Origin of the sequence: Kitasatospora sp. NPDC056731 (genome assembly GCF_040687675.1) — a bacterium.
GTDB lineage: Bacteria > Actinomycetota > Actinomycetes > Streptomycetales > Streptomycetaceae > Kitasatospora.
Genome location: NZ_JBFBNR010000014.1, coordinates 37,749 through 55,007, shown reverse-complemented (window position 1 = coordinate 55,007; position 17,259 = coordinate 37,749). Strand labels below are relative to the sequence as shown.

Genomic DNA, 17,259 nt, shown 5'->3' with positions numbered 1-17,259 from the left:
CCGGTCGCCGGTGCCCGCTCGGCCCGAGCCGAGGTCGAGATCGGGGCTTGGGCTTGGGCCTGGGACGTCGCGGTGGTGCTGGCGGTCATCGGGGGGCTCCTTCGGCAGACCCGGGGATCACTGGTGTTCGGGCGGGCTGATCAGGGACTCCTTGATCGCCGATTCGGCGACCCCCCACTTCCTGAGGATCCGCTCGTACGTCCCGTCCTTGATCAGCTGGTTGACCGCCGCCTGGAAGGCCGGGGTGAGCTTCGAGCCCTTCTTGAACGCGAAGCCGACGTCCAGCCGGTGGAACTCGCCGAGGAAGCGCGTCCCGGAGGCCTCCTGCGCGGCCTGATAGCGCAGGCCGTTGATGGTGGACATCAGGACGTCGACCCGGCCCTGCTGGAGGCCGGTGAGCACGGCCCCGGGATCGCTGAACGCCTTGACCTCGTACGGCTTCTTCCCGGCGTCGGTGCAGGCGGTGCGCTTCGCGTTCAGCGTGGTCTCGAAGGTGGTGCCGGCGCCGGTGCCGATGGTCAGCCCGCAGAGCTGGAGCAGGTCGGTGACCGGCTGGACGGCCTGGTTGTCCTTGCGGACCGCGAAGCCCTGGCCGTCGTCGATGTAGGTGACGAAGTCGATGGTCTTCAACCGGGCCGTGGTGACCCCGAAGTTGCCGGTGCCGACGTCGAACTTGCCGCTGTCCAGGGCGGGCAGGATGGTCTCGAAGGCGGCCTCCTGGCGCTGCACGGTCAGCCCGAGCAGCCTGGCCACCGCATCGGTGAAGTCCACGTCGATCCCGGCCGGCTTCTTGGTGGCCTGGTCGGCGTAGAAGGCGGTGGGCGGCGAGCCGAAGGACGTACCGAAGGTCAGCGTGCCGGCCTTGCGGACCTCCTCGGGCAGCAGCGCGGCGGCGGCGTCCGACTTCGCGAGGCCGGAGACGACGTCCTGGGAGACGGCGGTGGCGGCGGGCCCGCTCGCCCCCGCCGGGCCCGCGATCTTCGGGTCCGAGCCGCACGCGGCCAGCGCCAGCACCGGCAGCAGGGCGGTGGCCGCGAGCAGGCGGCGGCGGACGGTGGTGCTTCTCACGGGGGGCCTTTCAGGGGGTCGGAGCCAGCACCGGCAGGTGCTTCTCGAAGGGGAGCGGGCCGATCGGAATGGGCCCCTCCTGCCCGTCGGCGGGCAAGGAGGGAGGATCGGCGGCGACGTCGAACAGCGGGGTGTAGCCGGACGCCAGGTAGAGGCCCCTGGCCTCGGGCTGGCGCGGACCGGTGGTGAGGTAGATCCGGGCGTAGCCGGCGGCGGCCGCCGTCCGCTCCAGCTCGGCCAGCACCCGGCGGGCCAGGCCGCGGCGGCGGTGCGCGGAGTGCGTCCACATCCGCTTCAGCTCGGCGGTGCGCTCGTCGTACCGCTTGTACGCGCCGCCGGCGACGGGCTCGCCGTCCTCCAGCAGGAGCAGCAGGACGCCGTGCGGCTCGGCGAAGGCGTCCCGGGGGTAGCGGGTCATCTCCTGGTGCGCCTCGGGGCCGTAGCGGCTGACGTACTCGTGGGTGAGCTCGCGCAGCAGCGGCTCGACCAGCGGGTCGTCGATGGTGACCCGGCGGAACCCGGCCGCGGGGCCCGCCCCCCGGTCCGGAGCGCTCACGCCTGCACCGCGATCAGCTGGTGCCGGTCCCGCTCGGCCCGCTCGGCCGCCGCCGCGGCCTTGGCGGCGTCCCGCTTGGCGACCTCCTCGCGGACGATCGGGATGACGTGGCGGCCGAAGTCGATCGCGTCGTCGAGCAGGTGGTAGCCGCGGGCGGAGAGGATGTCCACGCCGAGGTCGTAGTAGTCGAGCAGCGCCTCGGCGACCGTCTCCGGGGTGCCGACCAGGGCGTTGGAGTTGCCGGCCCCGCCGGTGGCCGCGGCGGTCGGGGTCCACAGCGCGCGGTCGTAGCGCTCGCCGGCCTCGGCGATCTCGATCAGCCGCTGGGAACCAGTGTTTTCAGGCGTTGTGGCGCCGAGCGGGCGGCCCCGGCGGACGAGATCCCCGGACTCCCGGCGGGCCTTGATCGCGGCCACCGTCCGGTGCGCCTTCTCCCAGGCCAGTTCCTCGGTCGGCGCGATGATCGGCCGGAACGCCACCTGGATCCGCGGCACGTCGGTGCGCCCGGCGGCCCGGGCCGCCTCCTTCACCCGCTCGATCTGCTCGGCGGTGCGGGCCAGCGGCTCGCCCCACAGGCAGTAGACGTCCGCCTCGGCGCCGCCGGCCGCGTAGGCGGCGTCCGAGGAGCCGCCGAAGGAGACCCCGGGGCGCGGCTGCTGGACGGGGAAGACGTCGGAGACGAAGTCGTTGAAGCGGTAGTGGGCGCCCTCGTGGTCGAAGGGCTCCCGGCTGGTCCACGCCTTCTTGACGATGCCGATGTACTCGCGGGTGCGCTCGTAGCGCTCGTCCTTGGACAGGAAGTCGCCCTCGCGCTGCTGCTCGTGGTCGCTGCCGCCGGTGATGAAGTGGACGGTCAGCCGCCCGTCGCTGATCTGGTCCAGGGTCGCGAAGGTCTTGGCGGCGAAGGTCGGGTAGGAGACGTTCGGCCGGTGCGCCAGCAGGATCTGCAGCCGGTCCAGGTGCGAGACGAGGAAGGCCGCCGCGGCCGCGGGTTCCGGGGAGCCGGCGCCGTACGCGAAGAGCACCCGGTCCCAGCCGTGGTCCTCGTGGGCCCGGGCCAGCCGCAGGGTGTAGTCGCGGTCGAAGGCGGCGGTGGAGCGGGGGGTGGTCTCCGAGCCGTCGCCGGTGGCGGCGATACCGAGGAATTCGACGGGCATGGCGGAACCTTTCGGGGTGAGCGGAGTCCGGTGGACTGCGGGTGGGCAGGCCGGAGCCGGCCGGGGCGGGGCGGCCGTGAGCACGGGTGCGCGGCGGCCGCGCCGACGGTGGGGTCGGCGCGCGCGGCGGGAGGAGTGGGAGGCAGGCGTGGACGAGGGAGTACTGCCGGAGTTCAGTGCGCGGTCGTCGGACGGCAGCGTGCGCCTGGGACGCCGTCAGCTGCGGACGGCTGGTCCCGGCCCGCGGCGGGGCAGACCGAGGGAGGGCTCCCCGCGGGAGATCAGAGGGCCGGACGGGCGGCCCGCTGCCGGGTCAGCCGCGACACGCCGCGGACCACACCCGACCGAAGTCGATGTGGTCGCGGGTGACCAGGGGCTGCTCGGCGTACATGGCCTCAAGTTGAACAGCCTGCCAAGTGGTCCGTCAACCACCCATCATTGCCGCTCTGTTGCGATCTCCTGTCGCCCTGCGACCGGTCCGCGCCGGGCCCCGGCCAGGGCCCGGACCACCCTTGACAGCCGTCGATCGCGCATGCGTACGATCACGGCGGAGTGCAGTGCACAGCGCCGGCCGTGTTGAGGGACACGGGCCGGTGCGACGGCCGTACGTGACCACACCCGTACCTCCCGCCCGCCCGCACCTCCGCCAGGAGCCGCCGCCATGGCCAGCCCGCAGGACCTCCTCCCCGCCCGCTCCACGCCCACCCCCGCCGCCGCCTCCGCCCCCGACCGCCCCGGCCCGCCGCCCGACCCCGGCGCCCGGATCGTCGCCCGCCGCCGGCCCGGGCAGTGGGTCTGCGCCGGGATCGCGCTGCTGCTGACCGCGATGGCCGTCAACTCCGTGGTGCGCAACAAGGCCTTCCAGTGGGACGTGGTCGCCGACTGGTTCACCGCCGGGTCGGTGCTCAACGGCCTCACCCTGACCCTCTGGCTCACCGCCGTCACCCTCGCCCTCGGCTTCGTCCTCGGCACCGGTCTCGCCGTCATGCGGATGTCCGGCAACCCGGTGCTGCGCACCCTGAGTTGGGGCTACATCTGGATCTTCCGCTCCACCCCGCCGCTGGTGCAGCTGCTGTTCTTCTTCAACATCGGCGCGCTCTACCCGACCCTCGGCCTCGGCATCCCGTTCGGCCCCGAGTTCGTCACCGTCAAGACCGTCAACCTGATCGGCCCCACCCTCACCGCCGTCATCGGCCTCACCCTGCTGGAGACCGCGTACGCCGCCGAGGTGATCCGCGGCGGCATCCTGTCCGTCGACCGCGGCCAGTTGGAGGCCGCCTCGGCGCTCGGCCTCGGCCGGTGGCGGGTGCTGCGCCGGATCGTCGTCCCGCAGGCGATGCGCTCGATCGTGCCGACCGCCGGGAACATGCTGATCAGCGCGCTCAAGGGCACCAGCATCGTCAGCGTGCTGGCCGTCTCCGACCTGCTCTACTCGGTGCAGCTGGTCTACCTGCAGTCGTACCGGGTCATCCCGATGCTGGTGGTCGCCACCATCTGGTACCTGGTGGTCACCACCCTGCTGTCCGTCGGCCAGTACTACGTCGAGCGCCACTACGCCAAGGGCGCCACCCGGGACGGCCTGCCGCCCACCCCGCTCCAGCGGACCCGGGCCGCCCTGCGGCGGCTGCGCGAGGTGGCGGCATGAACATCCTGGTGATCGTCGGCGCGGGCCCGCGGGGCACCGGGCTGCTGGAGCGGATCGCCGCCAACGCGGCCGAACTCCTGCCCACCGAACGGCCGTTGCACGTCCACCTGGTCGACCCGCACCCGCCCGGCGCGGGCCGGATCTGGCGCCACGAGCAGTCCCCGCTGCTGCGGATGAACTCGATGGCGGAGGACGTCACCATGTTCACCGACGAGCGCTCGACCATCGACGGGCCGGTCCGCCCGGGCCCCTCGCTGGCCCAATGGGCGCTCCGGCGACGGGAGTTCGCGCCCTACCGGGAGGTCGCCGACCCGGCCGTCCGGGCCGAACTGGACACCCTCGCGCCCACCGACTTCCCCACCCGCCGGGCCCAGAGCGCCTACCTGGACTGGGCGTTCCGCCGCGCCGTCGCCGACCTGCCGCCGCACGTCACGGTCACCGTGCACCGGGACACCGTCCGGCGGATCGACGGCCCGCCCGACGGCCCGCAGACCGTCCACCTCACCGGCCGGACGCTCACCGCCGACCACGTCGCCCTCACCCTCGGCCACCTCGACTCCACCCCGCACCCCCGGTACGCCGCCGACGCCGACTTCGCCGCCCGGCACGGCCGCTTCCACCTCCCGCCCGCCTACTCCGCCGACGCCGACCTGGACGGCATCGCCCCCGGCGAGCACGTCGTGCTGCGCGGCCTCGGCCTGGCCTCCGTCGACCTGGTCGCCCTGCTCACCGAAGGGCGCGGCGGCCGCTTCGAGCCCACCGAGGACGGGCTGCGCTACCGCCCGTCCGGCCGCGAACCGGTGCTGCACCTCGGCTCCCGGCGCGGCGTCCCGTACCACTCCAAGACCGACTACCGACTCCAGGGGCCGCCCGCCCCGCTCCCCCGGTACTTCGACGCGGCCGCCGTGGACGCCGTCCTCGCCACCGACGGGCCGCTCGAACTCCGGCGCGACTTCTGGCCGTTGATGGCCAAGGAGACCGCCTTCGGGCACTACCACGAGCTGTTCCACGCCCACCCCGAACGCACCGCGCTGCCCTGGCCGGAGTTCCTGGCCCGGTTCGACCGGCACGACTGGTACTCCCCCGACCTGACCGCCCTGGTCGCCGAGGCGGTACCCGACCCGGCCGACCGGATCGACTTCGAACGGCTCGACCACCCGCTGGCCGGCCTCGAACTCGGCTCCGCCGAGGAACTCCAGCAGCACCTGCGCGCCTACATCACCGCCGACGCCGACCGCCGCGCCGACCCCGCGCACAGCGCCGACCTCGGTGCCTTCCTCGCCCTGCTCTCGCTGTTCGGCCAGCTCCCGCGCATCCTCGCGACCGGCCGGCTCACCGCCCGCTCGGTCGCCGAAGAGGTGGACGGCTGGTTCTTCGGCTACTTCAGCTACCTGGCCTCCGGCCCGCCCGGCTTCCGGCTGCGCCAGCTGCTCGCCCTGTCCGAGGCCGGGATCGTGCGCTTCCTGGGCGCGGGCGTCCGGGTCGAACGGGACGAGACCACCGGCACCTGGCGGGCCGGCGGCGACACCGTGCCGGGCCACCGCATCGCCGCCACCGCCCTGGTCGAGGCGTACCTGCCCAAGCACCAGCTGACCCGCACCCTCGACCCGGTGCTGCGCGAACTGCACCGCGCCGGGCGGCTCGTGGAGGAGGTGGTCGCCGACGAGGAGTACACCCACCGCTCCGGCCTGGTCACCATCGCCCCCGGCGACAGCCGACTGCTCGACCCGGCCCTGGGCGGCGCCCCGCACCCGCGGCGCACCGCACTCGGCCCGCACACCAGCCTGCGCGCCGCCGCCGCCTTCGCCCGGCCCCGCACCAACTCCCCGGGATTCCGGCAGAACGACGCCGCCGCCCGCGCGCTGCTGCGGGCACTGGCCGCGCTCCCGGCCGCCGTCCCGGGGCCCGTCGTCGATCCCCCTCCCGCCCGCCGCCGCCAGGGCACCCGCCTCGCCGCGCTGTCGGCGGTCGCCGCCCCTGCTCCGCCGTGCGGTCAGCGCACCCCGCCACCGCCGCGCCCGCCCTCCGGCCGGACGAGGGGGGCCTGAAGGCGGGCCCCGGGGTGGGCGCGGCAAGCGGGTTCAGGACCCCTCCCGGCCTCTCCGACTCCACCGACGCCCGTTCAGCCCCCCTCCCCCCGCCTTCACCCGGGTGGAAGGATGGCCCCCGAGCCCCCGCGCCGAAGCGGCGGGCCCGGCGGGCCCGGTGTCACCCCGGTGTCACGGCCGCCGGACGAGCAGAGCCGAGGAGAAGCGGTCATGGCCAAGCAGGCCCCGCAGAGCGACCCGGCGCAGGACGCCCCCGAGGTGTCCGCGCCCCAGCACGCGGCGGCCGGGCTGCCCGCGGTCGGCCACAGCCTGCGGATGGCCGCCGAGCAGATGGGCCCCCTGCGCACCCTCGCCACGCTGCGCAAGGTCAACCAGCCGGACGGCTTCGACTGCCCCGGCTGCGCCTGGCCGGAGCCGGGCAAGACGCACACGGCGGAGTTCTGCGAGAACGGCGCCAAGGCCGTGGCCGAGGAGGCCACCGAGCGCCGGATCCGCGCCGAGTTCTTCGCCGCCCACCCGGTCGCCGAGCTGGCCGAGCGCTCCGGCTACTGGCTGGGCCAGCAGGGCCGCCTCACCCAGCCGATGCTGCTCGACGAGGGCGCCACCCACTACACGCCGGTCTCCTGGGACGACGCCTTCGCGCTGATCGCCGAGGAACTGCGCGCCCTGGACACCCCGGACGGCGCCGCCTTCTACACCTCCGGGCGGACCAGCAACGAGGCCGCCTTCGCGTACCAGCTGTTCGCCCGCCGGCTGGGCACCAACAACCTGCCGGACTGCTCCAACATGTGCCACGAGTCGTCCGGCTCGGCGCTCACCGAGACGCTCGGCGTCGGCAAGGGCAGCGTCAGCCTCAAGGACCTCTACCAGGCCGACCTGATCATCGTGGCCGGCCAGAACCCGGGCACCAACCACCCCCGGATGCTCTCCGCGCTGGAGCGCGCCAAGCGGGCCGGCGCCACCATCGTGAGCGTGAACCCGCTGCCGGAGGCCGGCCTGGAGCGCTTCAAGAACCCGCAGCACGCGCGCGGCCTGGTCGGCCACGGCACCAAGCTGACCGACCTGTTCCTGCAGATCCGCCTCGGCGGGGACCTGGCGCTGTTCCGCGCGCTCAACCGGATGATCCTGGAGCAGGACGGCGTCGACCGCGCCTTCGTCACCGAACACTGCCACGGCTTCGAGGAGTTCGAGGCGCAGGCGGGCACGACCGACCGCGCCGAGGTGCTCGCCGCGACCGGCCTGCCGTGGGAGCAGATCGAGGAGCTCGGCCGGCTGGTGCTGGGCTCCCGGAAGATCATCGTCTGCTGGGCGATGGGCCTCACCCAGCACAAGCACGCCGTCCCGACCATCCGCGAGGTGGTCAACTTCCTGCTGCTGCGCGGCAACGTCGGCCGCCCGGGCGCCGGGGTCTGCCCGGTGCGCGGGCACAGCAACGTCCAGGGCGACCGGACGATGGGCATCTTCGAGCGGCCCTCGACGGCCTTCCTGGACGCGCTCGGCAAGGAGTTCGGCTTCGAGCCGCCGCGCGCGCACGGCCTCGACTCGGTGGACACCATCCGGGCGATGCGCGACGGCCGGATCGGGGTGTTCTTCGCGATGGGCGGCAACTTCGTCGCGGCCACCCCGGACACCGACGTCACCGAGGCGGCGATGCGCCGCTGCCGGCTGACCGTGCACGTCTCCACCAAGCTCAACCGCTCGCACGTGGTCACCGGCGCCCGCGCACTGATCCTGCCCACCCTGGGCCGCACCGACCGGGACGTCAGCGGCGCCGGCGCCCAGTTCGTCAGCGTCGAGGACTCGATGGGCCAGGTGCACTCCTCGCGCGGCGGCCTGCGCCCGCCCGCCCCGGGCCTGCTCTCCGAGACCGCGATCGTCTGCCGGCTCGCCCGCAGCGTCCTCGGCCCCGGGGACACCGTGCCGTGGGAGGACTTCGCCGCCGACTACGACACCCTGCGGGACCGGATCGCCCGGGTCGTCCCCGGCTTCGAGGACTACAACGAGAAGGTCCGCCGCCCCGGCGGCTTCACCCTGCCGCACGGCCCGCGCGACTCCCGGACCTTCCCCACCGCGACCGGGAAGGCCAACTTCACCGTCAACCCGCTCACCGCCCCCGAGGTCCCGCCGGGCCGCCTGCTGTTGCAGACGCTGCGCTCGCACGACCAGTACAACACCACCATCTACGGCCTGGACGACCGCTACCGGGGCATCAAGGGCGGCCGCCGGGTGGTCCTGGTCAACCCGGCCGACGCCGCCGAACTGGGCCTGGCCGAGGGCGCCTTCGTCGACCTGGTGAGCGAGTGGCGGGACGGCGTCGAGCGGCGCGCCCCGCACTTCCGGGTGGTCCACTACCCGGTGGCCCGCGGCGGCGCGGCGGCCTACTACCCGGAGACCAACGTGCTCGTCCCGCTGGACTCCACCGCCGACATCAGCAACACGCCGACCTCCAAGGCCGTGGTCGTCCGCTTCGAGCCGGACACCGGCGCCCCGGTGTGACGCACGCGAAGGCCGCCCGGTGTCCGTGGACGCCGGGCGGCCTTCGTCATGGCTCAGGCCCTGTCCGGACCTAGTTGGTGCCGAGCGGCAGTGTCGCGGTGGCGCTGCCCGGGGCCCCGGCGCTCGCCGAGCCGGTGGTGGTGGAGGCCGCGGTGCCGGTGGAACCCGGGGTGCCGGTACCGGTGCCGGTGCCGGTCGGCGCGGGCGTCGCCGGACCTGTGCCGGTCGGCGTCGGGGTGCCCGTCCCGGTCGGGGTCGGCGTGCCCGTCCCGGTCGGGGTCGGCGTGGGCGTGGACGTGCCGGGGGCGGTGGTGCCGGTGCCGGACGGCGTCCCCGGGTCGGTGGGCGTTCCGGTCCCGGTGCCGGACGGCGTGCCGGTGCCGGTGTCCGCGGGCGTGCCCGGGGTGGTGGACGGCGTGCCCGGGGTGGCCGGCGGGTTGGCGGGTGTGCCGGGGGCCGGGGCGGTCGGGACCTGGTTGGCCGGGCTGGGCGCGATCGGGGTGACGGTGTCCCAGCCGGCGGGCAGGTCTGGCACCTTCCAGCTGCCGCCGGCCTCGTCCGCCGCGCCGGACGGGTCGGGCCGCACCGCCCCGAGGATCGGCATCGAGCCGATCGGCGACACCTTGATGACGGCGCCCGGCCGGGGTGCCTGGACGACCAGCCCGCCGCCGATGTACATCGCGACGTGCGTGGCGCCCTCGAAGTAGATGACCAGGTCGCCGGGGCGCAGCTGGTTCAGCGCGATGTGCGGGAGCTGGGCCCACTGCTCCTGGCTGGTGCGCGGGATCGGCAGCCCGGCGTGCAGCCAGGCCTGCGAGGTGAGGCCCGAGCAGTCGAAGGAGTCCGGCCCCGCGCCGCCCCACAGGTACGGCTTGTTGAGCTGGGCGAGCGCGAAGGCGACGGCGGTGCGGCCGGCCGCCGACGGGGTGCGCTCGCCCTTGCCGAGGGCGCCGGAGGCGAGGAAGGTGAGCTGGGCCTCGTCGGCCTTGGCCTTCTCCAGCTTCTCCAGTTCGGTGCGCTGGGCGCCGGTGAGCGAGGAGACCAGCTGCTCGACGGAGGCGAGGTCGGTGGCGACCTTGGCCTTGGCGGCGTCCTGCTGGGTGACCAGCGTCTGGGAGGTCTTGAGCGCGTCCTCGGTCTGCTTCGTCAGGCCGGCGAGGGCCTCGCGGTCGGTCTTCAGCCGGTCCAGGAACTCGGACTGCGAGCGGCTGGCGGCGGTGAGCAGTTCCGCGATGGTGACGGCCTCGTACGGGTCCTTGGAGAGCAGCAGTTCGGCGTAGGCGGAGGCGGCGCCGTTGCGGTACTGGGCGGCGGCGAGCTGGGAGGCGATGTCGGTGCCGGCGTCGACCTGCTTCTGCTGGCGGTCCAGCCGGCCCTGGAGGTCGGTGAGCGCGGCCTGCTGCTCGGCGACCTTGGCGACGGCGCCGTTGTACTGCTCGGTGGCGGTCTCGGCGCTCTGGTAGAGCGTGTGCAGCTGGTCGAGCAGCGGGCCGAGGGTGGCCTTGGCGGCGGCGAGCGGGTCGCCGTCCGGGCTGGCCGCGGTGATCGAGGCGCCCGGGTCGGGGGCGGCGTACGCGGCCTGCGCGGCGAGCGGGAGGGCGAGCGCGGCGGCCGCGAGGGCGGCTCCGCAGCGCAGTGCCGCCCGCAGCCAGGGCCGTACGACTGCCGTTTCAGTGCGCTGTGCAGCCCCACCCATGGGTTGGTCCTCCCCGCCCCAGCCTGTCACCGGCGTCCCCGGATCCCGCAGATCCTCCCACGGGTTACTCACCGGAAACAGGGCGCATCCGGACTGGGAGGTTAATTCTGGGTTGATCTGTGAGACAGCTCTCAGCAAACCGGAGCGAACCGGGGCGAACTTCGCTAATGTCCAGCTCAGCGCGACCGCCGACACCCTTCCGAAAGCTTCCGGACACCACCGGGACACCAGCGGAACCACGATTCCCGGCTCAGTTCACCTTCCGTTTACCAAACAGACCTACGGTCGCGACGACACCAACGTCCGTGCGACAACTACGACGATTGTTTGGGTATGGAACACATCTCGTTCCTGGTAGCCGTTGTGATCATCACGGCGCTCGCCTTCGACTTCACCAACGGGTTCCACGACACCGCCAATGCGATGGCCACCTCCATCGCGACGGGAGCCCTCCGGCCGAAGGTCGCGGTCACCATCGCGGCCGTCCTCAACTTCGCGGGCGCGTTCCTGTCCGTGAAGGTCGCCACCACCATCTCCGGCGGCATCGTCAACGAGAAGAGCGGCATCCACCCCGAGATCATCTTCGCCGCGCTGGCGGGCGCGATCCTCTGGAACCTGCTGACCTGGCTGCGCGGCCTGCCGTCCAGTTCCTCGCACGCGCTGTACGGCGGCCTGATCGGCGCCACCGTCGTCGGTGTCGGCATGAACGGCGTCAACTTCGACACCGTCCTCTCCAAGATCCTGATCCCGGCGATCGCCTCCCCGCTGGTCGCCGGCCTGGCCTCCTGGGGCGCCACCAAGCTGGCCTACGCGATCACCCGCAAGGGCAACGAGACCACCGCCACCAAGGGCTTCAAGACCGGCCAGATCTTCTCGTCCTCGCTGATCTCGCTCGCGCACGGCACCAACGACGCCCAGAAGACGATGGGCATCATCACCCTGACCCTGGTGTCGGTCGGCGCCCTGCCGCACGGCGCGCTGCCGCCCACCTGGGTGATCATCTCCGCGGGCGCCGCGATCGCGCTCGGCACCTACATGGGCGGCTGGCGGATCATCCGCTCGATGGGCAAGGGCCTCGCCGACATCAAGGCGCCACAGGGCTTCGCCTCCGAGTCGGCCGCCGCGACCGTCATCCTGACCTCCTCGCACATGGGCTTCGGCCTCTCCACCACCCAGGTCTGCTCCGGCGGCATCATGGGCGCCGGCCTCGGCGGCCCGAAGGCCGAGCTGCGCTGGAGCCTGGTGCGCCGCATGGTCTACACCTGGGCGCTGACCCTGCCGGCCGCCGCGCTGGTCTCGGGCGGCGCCGCGCTGCTGGTCCGCCAGGGCACCTGGGGCATCGTCCTGGTGGGCGCCGTGCTGGTGGCCGGCTCCGGCGCGATGTGGCTGATCTCCCGCCGCCAGCCGATCAGCGCGGACAACGTCAACGACGTCAACGACGTCACCCCGGTGGAGGTCCCCGCCACCGCCGCCCCCGCGAACGCCCCCACCCCCGCCTCGACCACGGTCGCGGCCTGAGCGCCGCAGGCTGAGGAGCACCCGCCATGCACATCAAGTGGAACGCCCTGGCCCAGACCGCCGGTGCCAGCTTCGGCATCACCGTCGCCGTGGTCTCCGTCTTCGCACTCGGCATCCTGGCCCTGTCCCGCCGCGAGGCCGCGCTGAGCGCCCGCGAGGGCGAGGCCGCCCAGGAGCCGGGCGGCGGCCGGCTGGCCCTGGCCGGCGCCTACGCCTGCTTCGGCCTCTGCGCCGCGGCCGTCGTCTACGGCCTGGTCCTGATCGCCGCGCCGTAGCGCGTGGTCCTGATCGCCGCGCCGTAGCGCGTGGCCGACGGTTCCCGCCGTCCGCGCGCGGGACGAACCGAACGGGCCGGGGAGTGTGATCCACACTCCCCGGCCCGTTCGCGCATCCCCGCCCGGAGTCAGCCCTGCTGGCTGGTCTTCAGCGCGGTCTCCCGGATGAACAGCACCGTGACGAAGGCCAGCGCCGCGAACGGCGCGGCCCACAGGAAGACGGTGCCGACGCCGTGCCCGAACGCGTCCGTCACCAGCGGGACGATCGGGGCGGGCAGCTTGTGCAGGTCCGGGATGCCCCCGCCGCCGGCCGCGCTCGCGGCCGGGATGTGCGCGGCGGCCAGGTTCTCCGCGAGGTAGTGGGTCACCTTGCTGTTCATCAGCGCGCCGAGCGCGGAGACGCCCATCGCGCCGCCCATGGTGCGGAAGAACGTCACCACGGAGCTGGCCGCGCCGAGCTCGTGGCGCGGCACCGTGTTCTGCACCGCGAGCACCAGGTTCTGGCTGGTCAGGCCGAGGCCGATGCCGGTGATCGCCATGTAGACGCAGAGCAGCTTGTAGTCGGTGTCGGCGCGGGCGGTGGCGAGCAGGCCGAAGCCGATCGCGAGCAGCGCCGTGCCGGCGACCAGGTAGGCCTTCCACTTGCCGTACTTGGTGATCAGCCGGCCGGCGATGGTGGAGGCGAGCGCCAGTCCGAGGATCATCGGCAGGGTCATCAGGCCGGCCATGGTCGGGGACTTGGCGCGGGCCAGCTGGAAGTACTGGCTGAGGAAGGTGGTCGCGCCGTACATCCCGACGCCGACCAGCACGCTGGCCACCGCGGCCAGGGTGACGGTGCGGTACTTGAAGAGGTCCGGCGGGATGATCGGCTCGGCCGCGCGGCGCTCGATCACCACGGCGAGGGCGCCCAGCAGCAGGCCGCCGCCGACCATCGCGGCGGTCTGCCAGGACAGCCAGTCGTAGTTCGTGCCGGCCAGCGTGATCCAGATCATCAGCAGGCTGACGGCGCCGGTGATGACCAGCGCGCCCAGGTAGTCGATCTTCGCCTTGCGCTTGACCACCGGCAGCTTGAGGGTGCGCTGCACCACCAGGATCGCGGCCAGCGCGAACGGGATGCCGACGTAGAAGCACCAGCGCCAGCCCAGCCACGAGGTGTCCACGATGACGCCACCGATCAGCGGTCCGCCGATGGTGGCCAGCGCGAAGACCGCGCCGAAGTAGCCGCTGTAACGGCCGCGCTCGCGCGGCGGGACCATCGCGGCCAGGCAGATCTGGCCCAGCGCGACCACACCGCCGGCACCGATGCCCTGGAGGGCGCGGCAGGCGATCAGCTCGGCGGTGTTCTGGGAGAGGCCGGCCAGGGCGGAGGTGGCGATGTAGATCAGCAGGGCTATCTGGAGCAGCAGCTTCTTGCTGACGAGGTCGGAGAGCTTGCCCCAGATCGGGGTGGAGGCGGTCAGGGTCAGCAGGGCCGCGGTGATCACCCAGGTGTAGGCGGACTGGCCGCCGTGCAGGTCGGTGAGGATGTGCGGCAGGGCATTGGAGACGACGGTCGACGAGAGCACGGCCACGAAGAGGCCGAGCAGCAGGCCGGACAGCGCCTCCATCACCTGCCGGTGGGTCATCGGTTGATCGTCGACGGCGGCTCCGACGGTCGCCTCGGCTGTGACGGTCATCTGGGTCCTTCGGCGGGAGGAGTGAGCGGGGAGTGGGGGGTGCGCGGGCAGGGAAATTTCGTTGCCTTACGCAACCATAGGCTCGATGGTTGACTAAGGCAACTTTCTTCAAGCCCAAGTAAAGGCCGCGCCCCAGCCGCCGCAGACCCAGACCTGGATCCAGCCACCGTGGACCCGACCCCCGCCCCGGGCCCCGACCCCCGGTCACTCCGCCGGCGGCTCCCCGATCACGTCGTTGAAGCGGTGCAGCAGCACCGCGAAGCGGTCCACGTCCTCCGGCGACCAGCTGCCCAGCAGCTCCCGCACCCGCCGCATCCGGACGTCCCGGGCCACCAGGTAGCGCCGCCGCCCGTCCTCGGTCAGCGAGACCAGCGCGGCCCGGCGGTCCAGCGGATCCGTCTCCCGGGCCACCAGGCCCAGCTCCTCCAGTGCCCGGATCTGCCGGCTCACCGTGGCCTTGCCGACCGCGAAGTGCACGCCGACGTCCGTCACCCGCACCCGCCCGGCCTGCTCGATGTAGCCGAGCATGCTGTACGCCATCCCCTCCAGCTCGGGGTGCACCCGGCGTGAGAGCTCCGCCACTCGGGCCCGGCCCCGCCGGAACATCAGCGCGACCTCGCGCTCCACCGCCAGCAGGGATTCCTCGTCACTCACCGCGCCAGTATCCCGCAGCCACACTGGCTGGAAGGCGGCGCGTGGGGTGCGACAAGCTAACTAGTTCATGGTATGAAGTATCCGTTTTCCCCCAATACACAAGGAGATGTGGATGGCCGCCCCGGGGCAGGGTTTCGTCGCTGAACTGAAGGGCGCGGTCACACCGCGTGCGGCACTGCTCGTGATCGGCGTGCTGCTGCTGCAGCTCGGCTTCATCACCTCGTACGTCGGGGCGCTGCACCACCCGGCCCCGCACGAGCTGTCGATCGCGGTGGTCGCCCCGCCGCAGGTCGCCCCCAAGCTGGTCCAGGCGCTGGAATCCGTGCCGGACGACGCCGTCAAGGCCGTCACCGCCCCGGACGCCGAGACGGCCACCCAGCAGATCAAGGACCAGAAGATCTACGCCGCGCTGGTCGTGAACCCGACCGGCACCGAGGACACCCTGCTGGTCGGCGGCGCCCGCGGCACCTCCGCCGCCAAGGCCGCCGAGTCCGTCACCACCGCGCTGGACAAGGCCCAGGGGCGCACCGTCAAGGTCGAGGACGTCGTGCCGCTCGCCAAGGGCGACACCAACGGCCTCTCCGCGTTCTACCTGGTCATCGGCTGGTGCGTCGGCGGCTACCTGGTCGCCTCGATCCTCGGCATCAGCGCCGGCTCCAAGCCCGCCAACGTCCACCGCCTGCTGATCCGCCTCGGCGTGCTGGCGCTGTACTCGGTCGGCGCGGGCCTCGGCGGCACGATCATCGCCGGACCGGTGCTGGACGCGCTGCCCGGCTCGATCCTGGCCCTGACCGGCATCGGCGCCCTGGTGGTGTTCACGGTCGGCGCGTTCACCATGGCGCTGCAGTGCCTGTTCGACGTCATCGGCATCGGCGTCGCGGTGCTGATCTTCGTGGTGCTGGGCAACCCGAGCGCCGGCGGCGTCTACCCGGCACCGATGATGCCGCCGTTCTGGCGGGCCATCGGCTCGCTGATCCCGAACGGCGCCGGGACCAGTGCCACCAAGTCGATCGCCTACTTCGGCTCCACCAACCTGGGCATGCCGATCGTGGTCCTGGTGGTCTGGGCGCTGATCGGCATCGGCGTCGCCTACCTGGCCGTGCTGCGCGGCCCGCGCTCCGGCGGCCGCGAGATCGTCGCCGCCGAGGCGTCCTCCGAGGCCTGATCCCCCGCGTTCCTGCGCCCGAGCCCCCGGCCGCCCGGCCGGGGGCTCGGGTGCGTCCCGGGCCGGGAGGTCAGCCGCCGGCGAGCCGGCCCGGGTCCGCGACGACCGCCCGCACCACACCCACCGCGGCGCCCAGCAGCGGCCCGCGCCGGCCCAGCCGGGACACCGTCAGCCGCTCGTCCGACCAGGGCCGCACCGTCACCCGGGCGGCCAGCTCGGCCCGCATCGCCGGCAGCAGCCAGGGCGCCAGCCGGGCGTAGCCGCCGCCCAGCACCACCTCGGCCGGGTCCAGTAGGTTGACCGCCCCGGCGGCCGCGATGCCCAGCGCCGAACCGGCCCCGGCCAGCACCGCGAGGGTCGGCTCGTCCCCGGCCTCGGCCCGCCCGGCGAGCAGCGTCACCCAGTCGCCCCGCGCGCCCGCCGGCCCGGCCGCCCGCAGCACGGCCGCCTCCCCCGCGTACTGCTCCAGGCAGCCGTGCGCGCCGCAGGCGCAGCGGTGGCCGTCCGGGTGGACCGGTACGTGGCCGAACTCGCCCGCGTAGCCGCGCGCCCCGCGCAGCAGCCGCCCGCCGACCACGATCGCCGCCCCGACGCCGGCCTCGGCCGAGACGTACAGGAAGTCCTCCGGCCCGCCGCCCAGCCACCGTTCGGCCAGCCCGCCCAGGTTGGCCTCGTTGTCCGCCTCGACCGGCAGCTCGGCCAGTTCGGCCGCGCCGGCCGCCCGCAGCGCCGGGCGCAGTTCGGCCGCCAGCGGGACGTCCCGCCAGCCCAGGTTGGCGGCCCGCTGGAGCACCCCGCCGGAGGTGCCGACCAGCCCGGGGACGGCCAGGGTCAGCCCGGCCGGGCGCAGGCCCGCCTCGGCGACGGCCGCGTGCAGCAGTTCGGCGAGGTCGGCCATGACCGCGGCGGGCCGGCGGCCCCGGTTGCGGACCTCGCGGCGGCGCCAGGTCCGGACCTCGCCGCTCAGGTCGACCACGCAGGCGCCGAGGTGCTCCACGCCGATCTCGGCGCCGAGGCCGCCGGGCCCGAGCGGGTTGAGCCCGAGCGCGGTGCCGGGGCGGCCGACCTTGCCGCTGGGAGCGGCCGGGCCCTCCTCGACGACCAGGCCGCCGGCGATCAGCTGTTCGGCGAGCGAGGAGACGGCGGCCCTGGTCAGCCCGGTCTCGGCGGCCACCTCGGCCCGGGAGCGCGGGGCGCGCGCGATCACCCCGAGCACCAGGGCCAGGTTGGCCCGGCGCATCCCCTGCTGGCTGGCGGGCCCGCTCCGAACCGCGTCCGGTTCCCCGCGCATAACCCTCACCTCAC

The 17,259-nt window shown here is 73.7% G+C and carries 13 protein-coding genes; 6 read left to right on the top strand and 7 right to left on the bottom strand.

Annotation, left to right across the window (positions count from 1 at the left end):
* Positions 1–117: 117 nt before the first annotated feature.
* From AB0R04_RS16995 to AB0R04_RS16985, 3 genes are read right to left on the bottom strand one after another with little or no spacing between them, the layout of a single operon-like run.
* The gene (locus AB0R04_RS16995) at positions 118–1,068 is read right to left on the bottom strand and encodes an ABC transporter substrate-binding protein (protein WP_363371856.1); all 951 of its coding nucleotides are present in this window, start codon (positions 1,066–1,068) and stop codon (positions 118–120) included.
* Between the two features lie 10 nt (positions 1,069–1,078).
* A complete protein-coding gene (locus tag AB0R04_RS16990) occupies positions 1,079–1,624 on the bottom strand; it encodes a GNAT family N-acetyltransferase (RefSeq protein ID WP_363371854.1) in 546 nt (181 codons plus the stop codon).
* On the bottom strand, positions 1,621–2,781 hold the full coding sequence (locus AB0R04_RS16985) for an LLM class flavin-dependent oxidoreductase (RefSeq protein WP_363371851.1): 1,161 nt from the start codon (positions 2,779–2,781) through the stop codon (positions 1,621–1,623). The genes AB0R04_RS16990 and AB0R04_RS16985 overlap by 4 nt, the downstream gene beginning before the upstream one ends.
* A gap of 661 nt (positions 2,782–3,442) precedes the next feature.
* Here AB0R04_RS16985 and AB0R04_RS16980 point away from each other — a divergent pair.
* The 3 genes from AB0R04_RS16980 to AB0R04_RS16970 all read left to right on the top strand — a co-directional run bounded on the left by AB0R04_RS16980 (position 3,443) and on the right by AB0R04_RS16970 (position 8,970).
* Positions 3,443–4,426, top strand: coding sequence for an amino acid ABC transporter permease (locus AB0R04_RS16980; protein WP_363371848.1), 984 nt, complete (start codon positions 3,443–3,445; stop codon positions 4,424–4,426).
* Positions 4,423–6,474, top strand: coding sequence for an FAD/NAD(P)-binding protein (locus AB0R04_RS16975; RefSeq protein WP_363371845.1), 2,052 nt, complete (start codon positions 4,423–4,425; stop codon positions 6,472–6,474). Before AB0R04_RS16980 ends, AB0R04_RS16975 begins: the two co-directional genes overlap by 4 nt.
* A gap of 210 nt (positions 6,475–6,684) precedes the next feature.
* The gene (locus AB0R04_RS16970; protein WP_363371842.1) at positions 6,685–8,970 is read left to right on the top strand and encodes an FdhF/YdeP family oxidoreductase; all 2,286 of its coding nucleotides are present in this window, start codon (positions 6,685–6,687) and stop codon (positions 8,968–8,970) included.
* Positions 8,971–9,040: 70 nt separating this feature from the next.
* Here AB0R04_RS16970 and AB0R04_RS16965 read toward each other — a convergent pair whose 3' ends face one another.
* The gene (locus AB0R04_RS16965) at positions 9,041–10,666 is read right to left on the bottom strand and encodes an NlpC/P60 family protein (protein ID WP_363371839.1); all 1,626 of its coding nucleotides are present in this window, start codon (positions 10,664–10,666) and stop codon (positions 9,041–9,043) included.
* A 333-nt stretch (positions 10,667–10,999) separates the two neighbouring features.
* On the opposite strand from AB0R04_RS16965, the gene AB0R04_RS16960 reads away from it, so the two are divergent.
* Both AB0R04_RS16960 and AB0R04_RS16955 read left to right on the top strand, forming a co-directional pair.
* Positions 11,000–12,184, top strand: coding sequence for an inorganic phosphate transporter (locus tag AB0R04_RS16960; protein WP_063347834.1), 1,185 nt, complete (start codon positions 11,000–11,002; stop codon positions 12,182–12,184).
* Between the two features lie 26 nt (positions 12,185–12,210).
* Entirely contained in the window at positions 12,211–12,459 is a 249-nt protein-coding gene (locus tag AB0R04_RS16955) for a hypothetical protein (RefSeq protein ID WP_063347835.1), read from the top strand.
* A gap of 128 nt (positions 12,460–12,587) precedes the next feature.
* Here the strand turns inward: AB0R04_RS16955 and AB0R04_RS16950 are convergent, their stop codons facing one another.
* Both AB0R04_RS16950 and AB0R04_RS16945 read right to left on the bottom strand, forming a co-directional pair.
* Positions 12,588–14,135, bottom strand: coding sequence for an MDR family MFS transporter (locus AB0R04_RS16950; protein ID WP_363371836.1), 1,548 nt, complete (start codon positions 14,133–14,135; stop codon positions 12,588–12,590).
* A 204-nt stretch (positions 14,136–14,339) separates the two neighbouring features.
* Positions 14,340–14,789, bottom strand: a complete 450-nt coding sequence (locus AB0R04_RS16945; RefSeq protein ID WP_363371833.1) for a MarR family transcriptional regulator — start codon at positions 14,787–14,789, stop codon at positions 14,340–14,342.
* Between the two features lie 112 nt (positions 14,790–14,901).
* Between AB0R04_RS16945 and AB0R04_RS16940 the strand changes: the two genes are divergently transcribed.
* Positions 14,902–15,954: an ABC transporter permease gene (locus AB0R04_RS16940; RefSeq protein ID WP_363371830.1), complete on the top strand. Its 1,053-nt coding sequence runs from the start codon at positions 14,902–14,904 to the stop codon at positions 15,952–15,954.
* 70 nt (positions 15,955–16,024) lie between these two features.
* On the opposite strand, the gene AB0R04_RS16935 is transcribed toward AB0R04_RS16940, so the two are convergent.
* Positions 16,025–17,245: an ROK family transcriptional regulator gene (locus AB0R04_RS16935; RefSeq protein WP_363371827.1), complete on the bottom strand. Its 1,221-nt coding sequence runs from the start codon at positions 17,243–17,245 to the stop codon at positions 16,025–16,027.
* Positions 17,246–17,259: the final 14 nt, after the last annotated feature.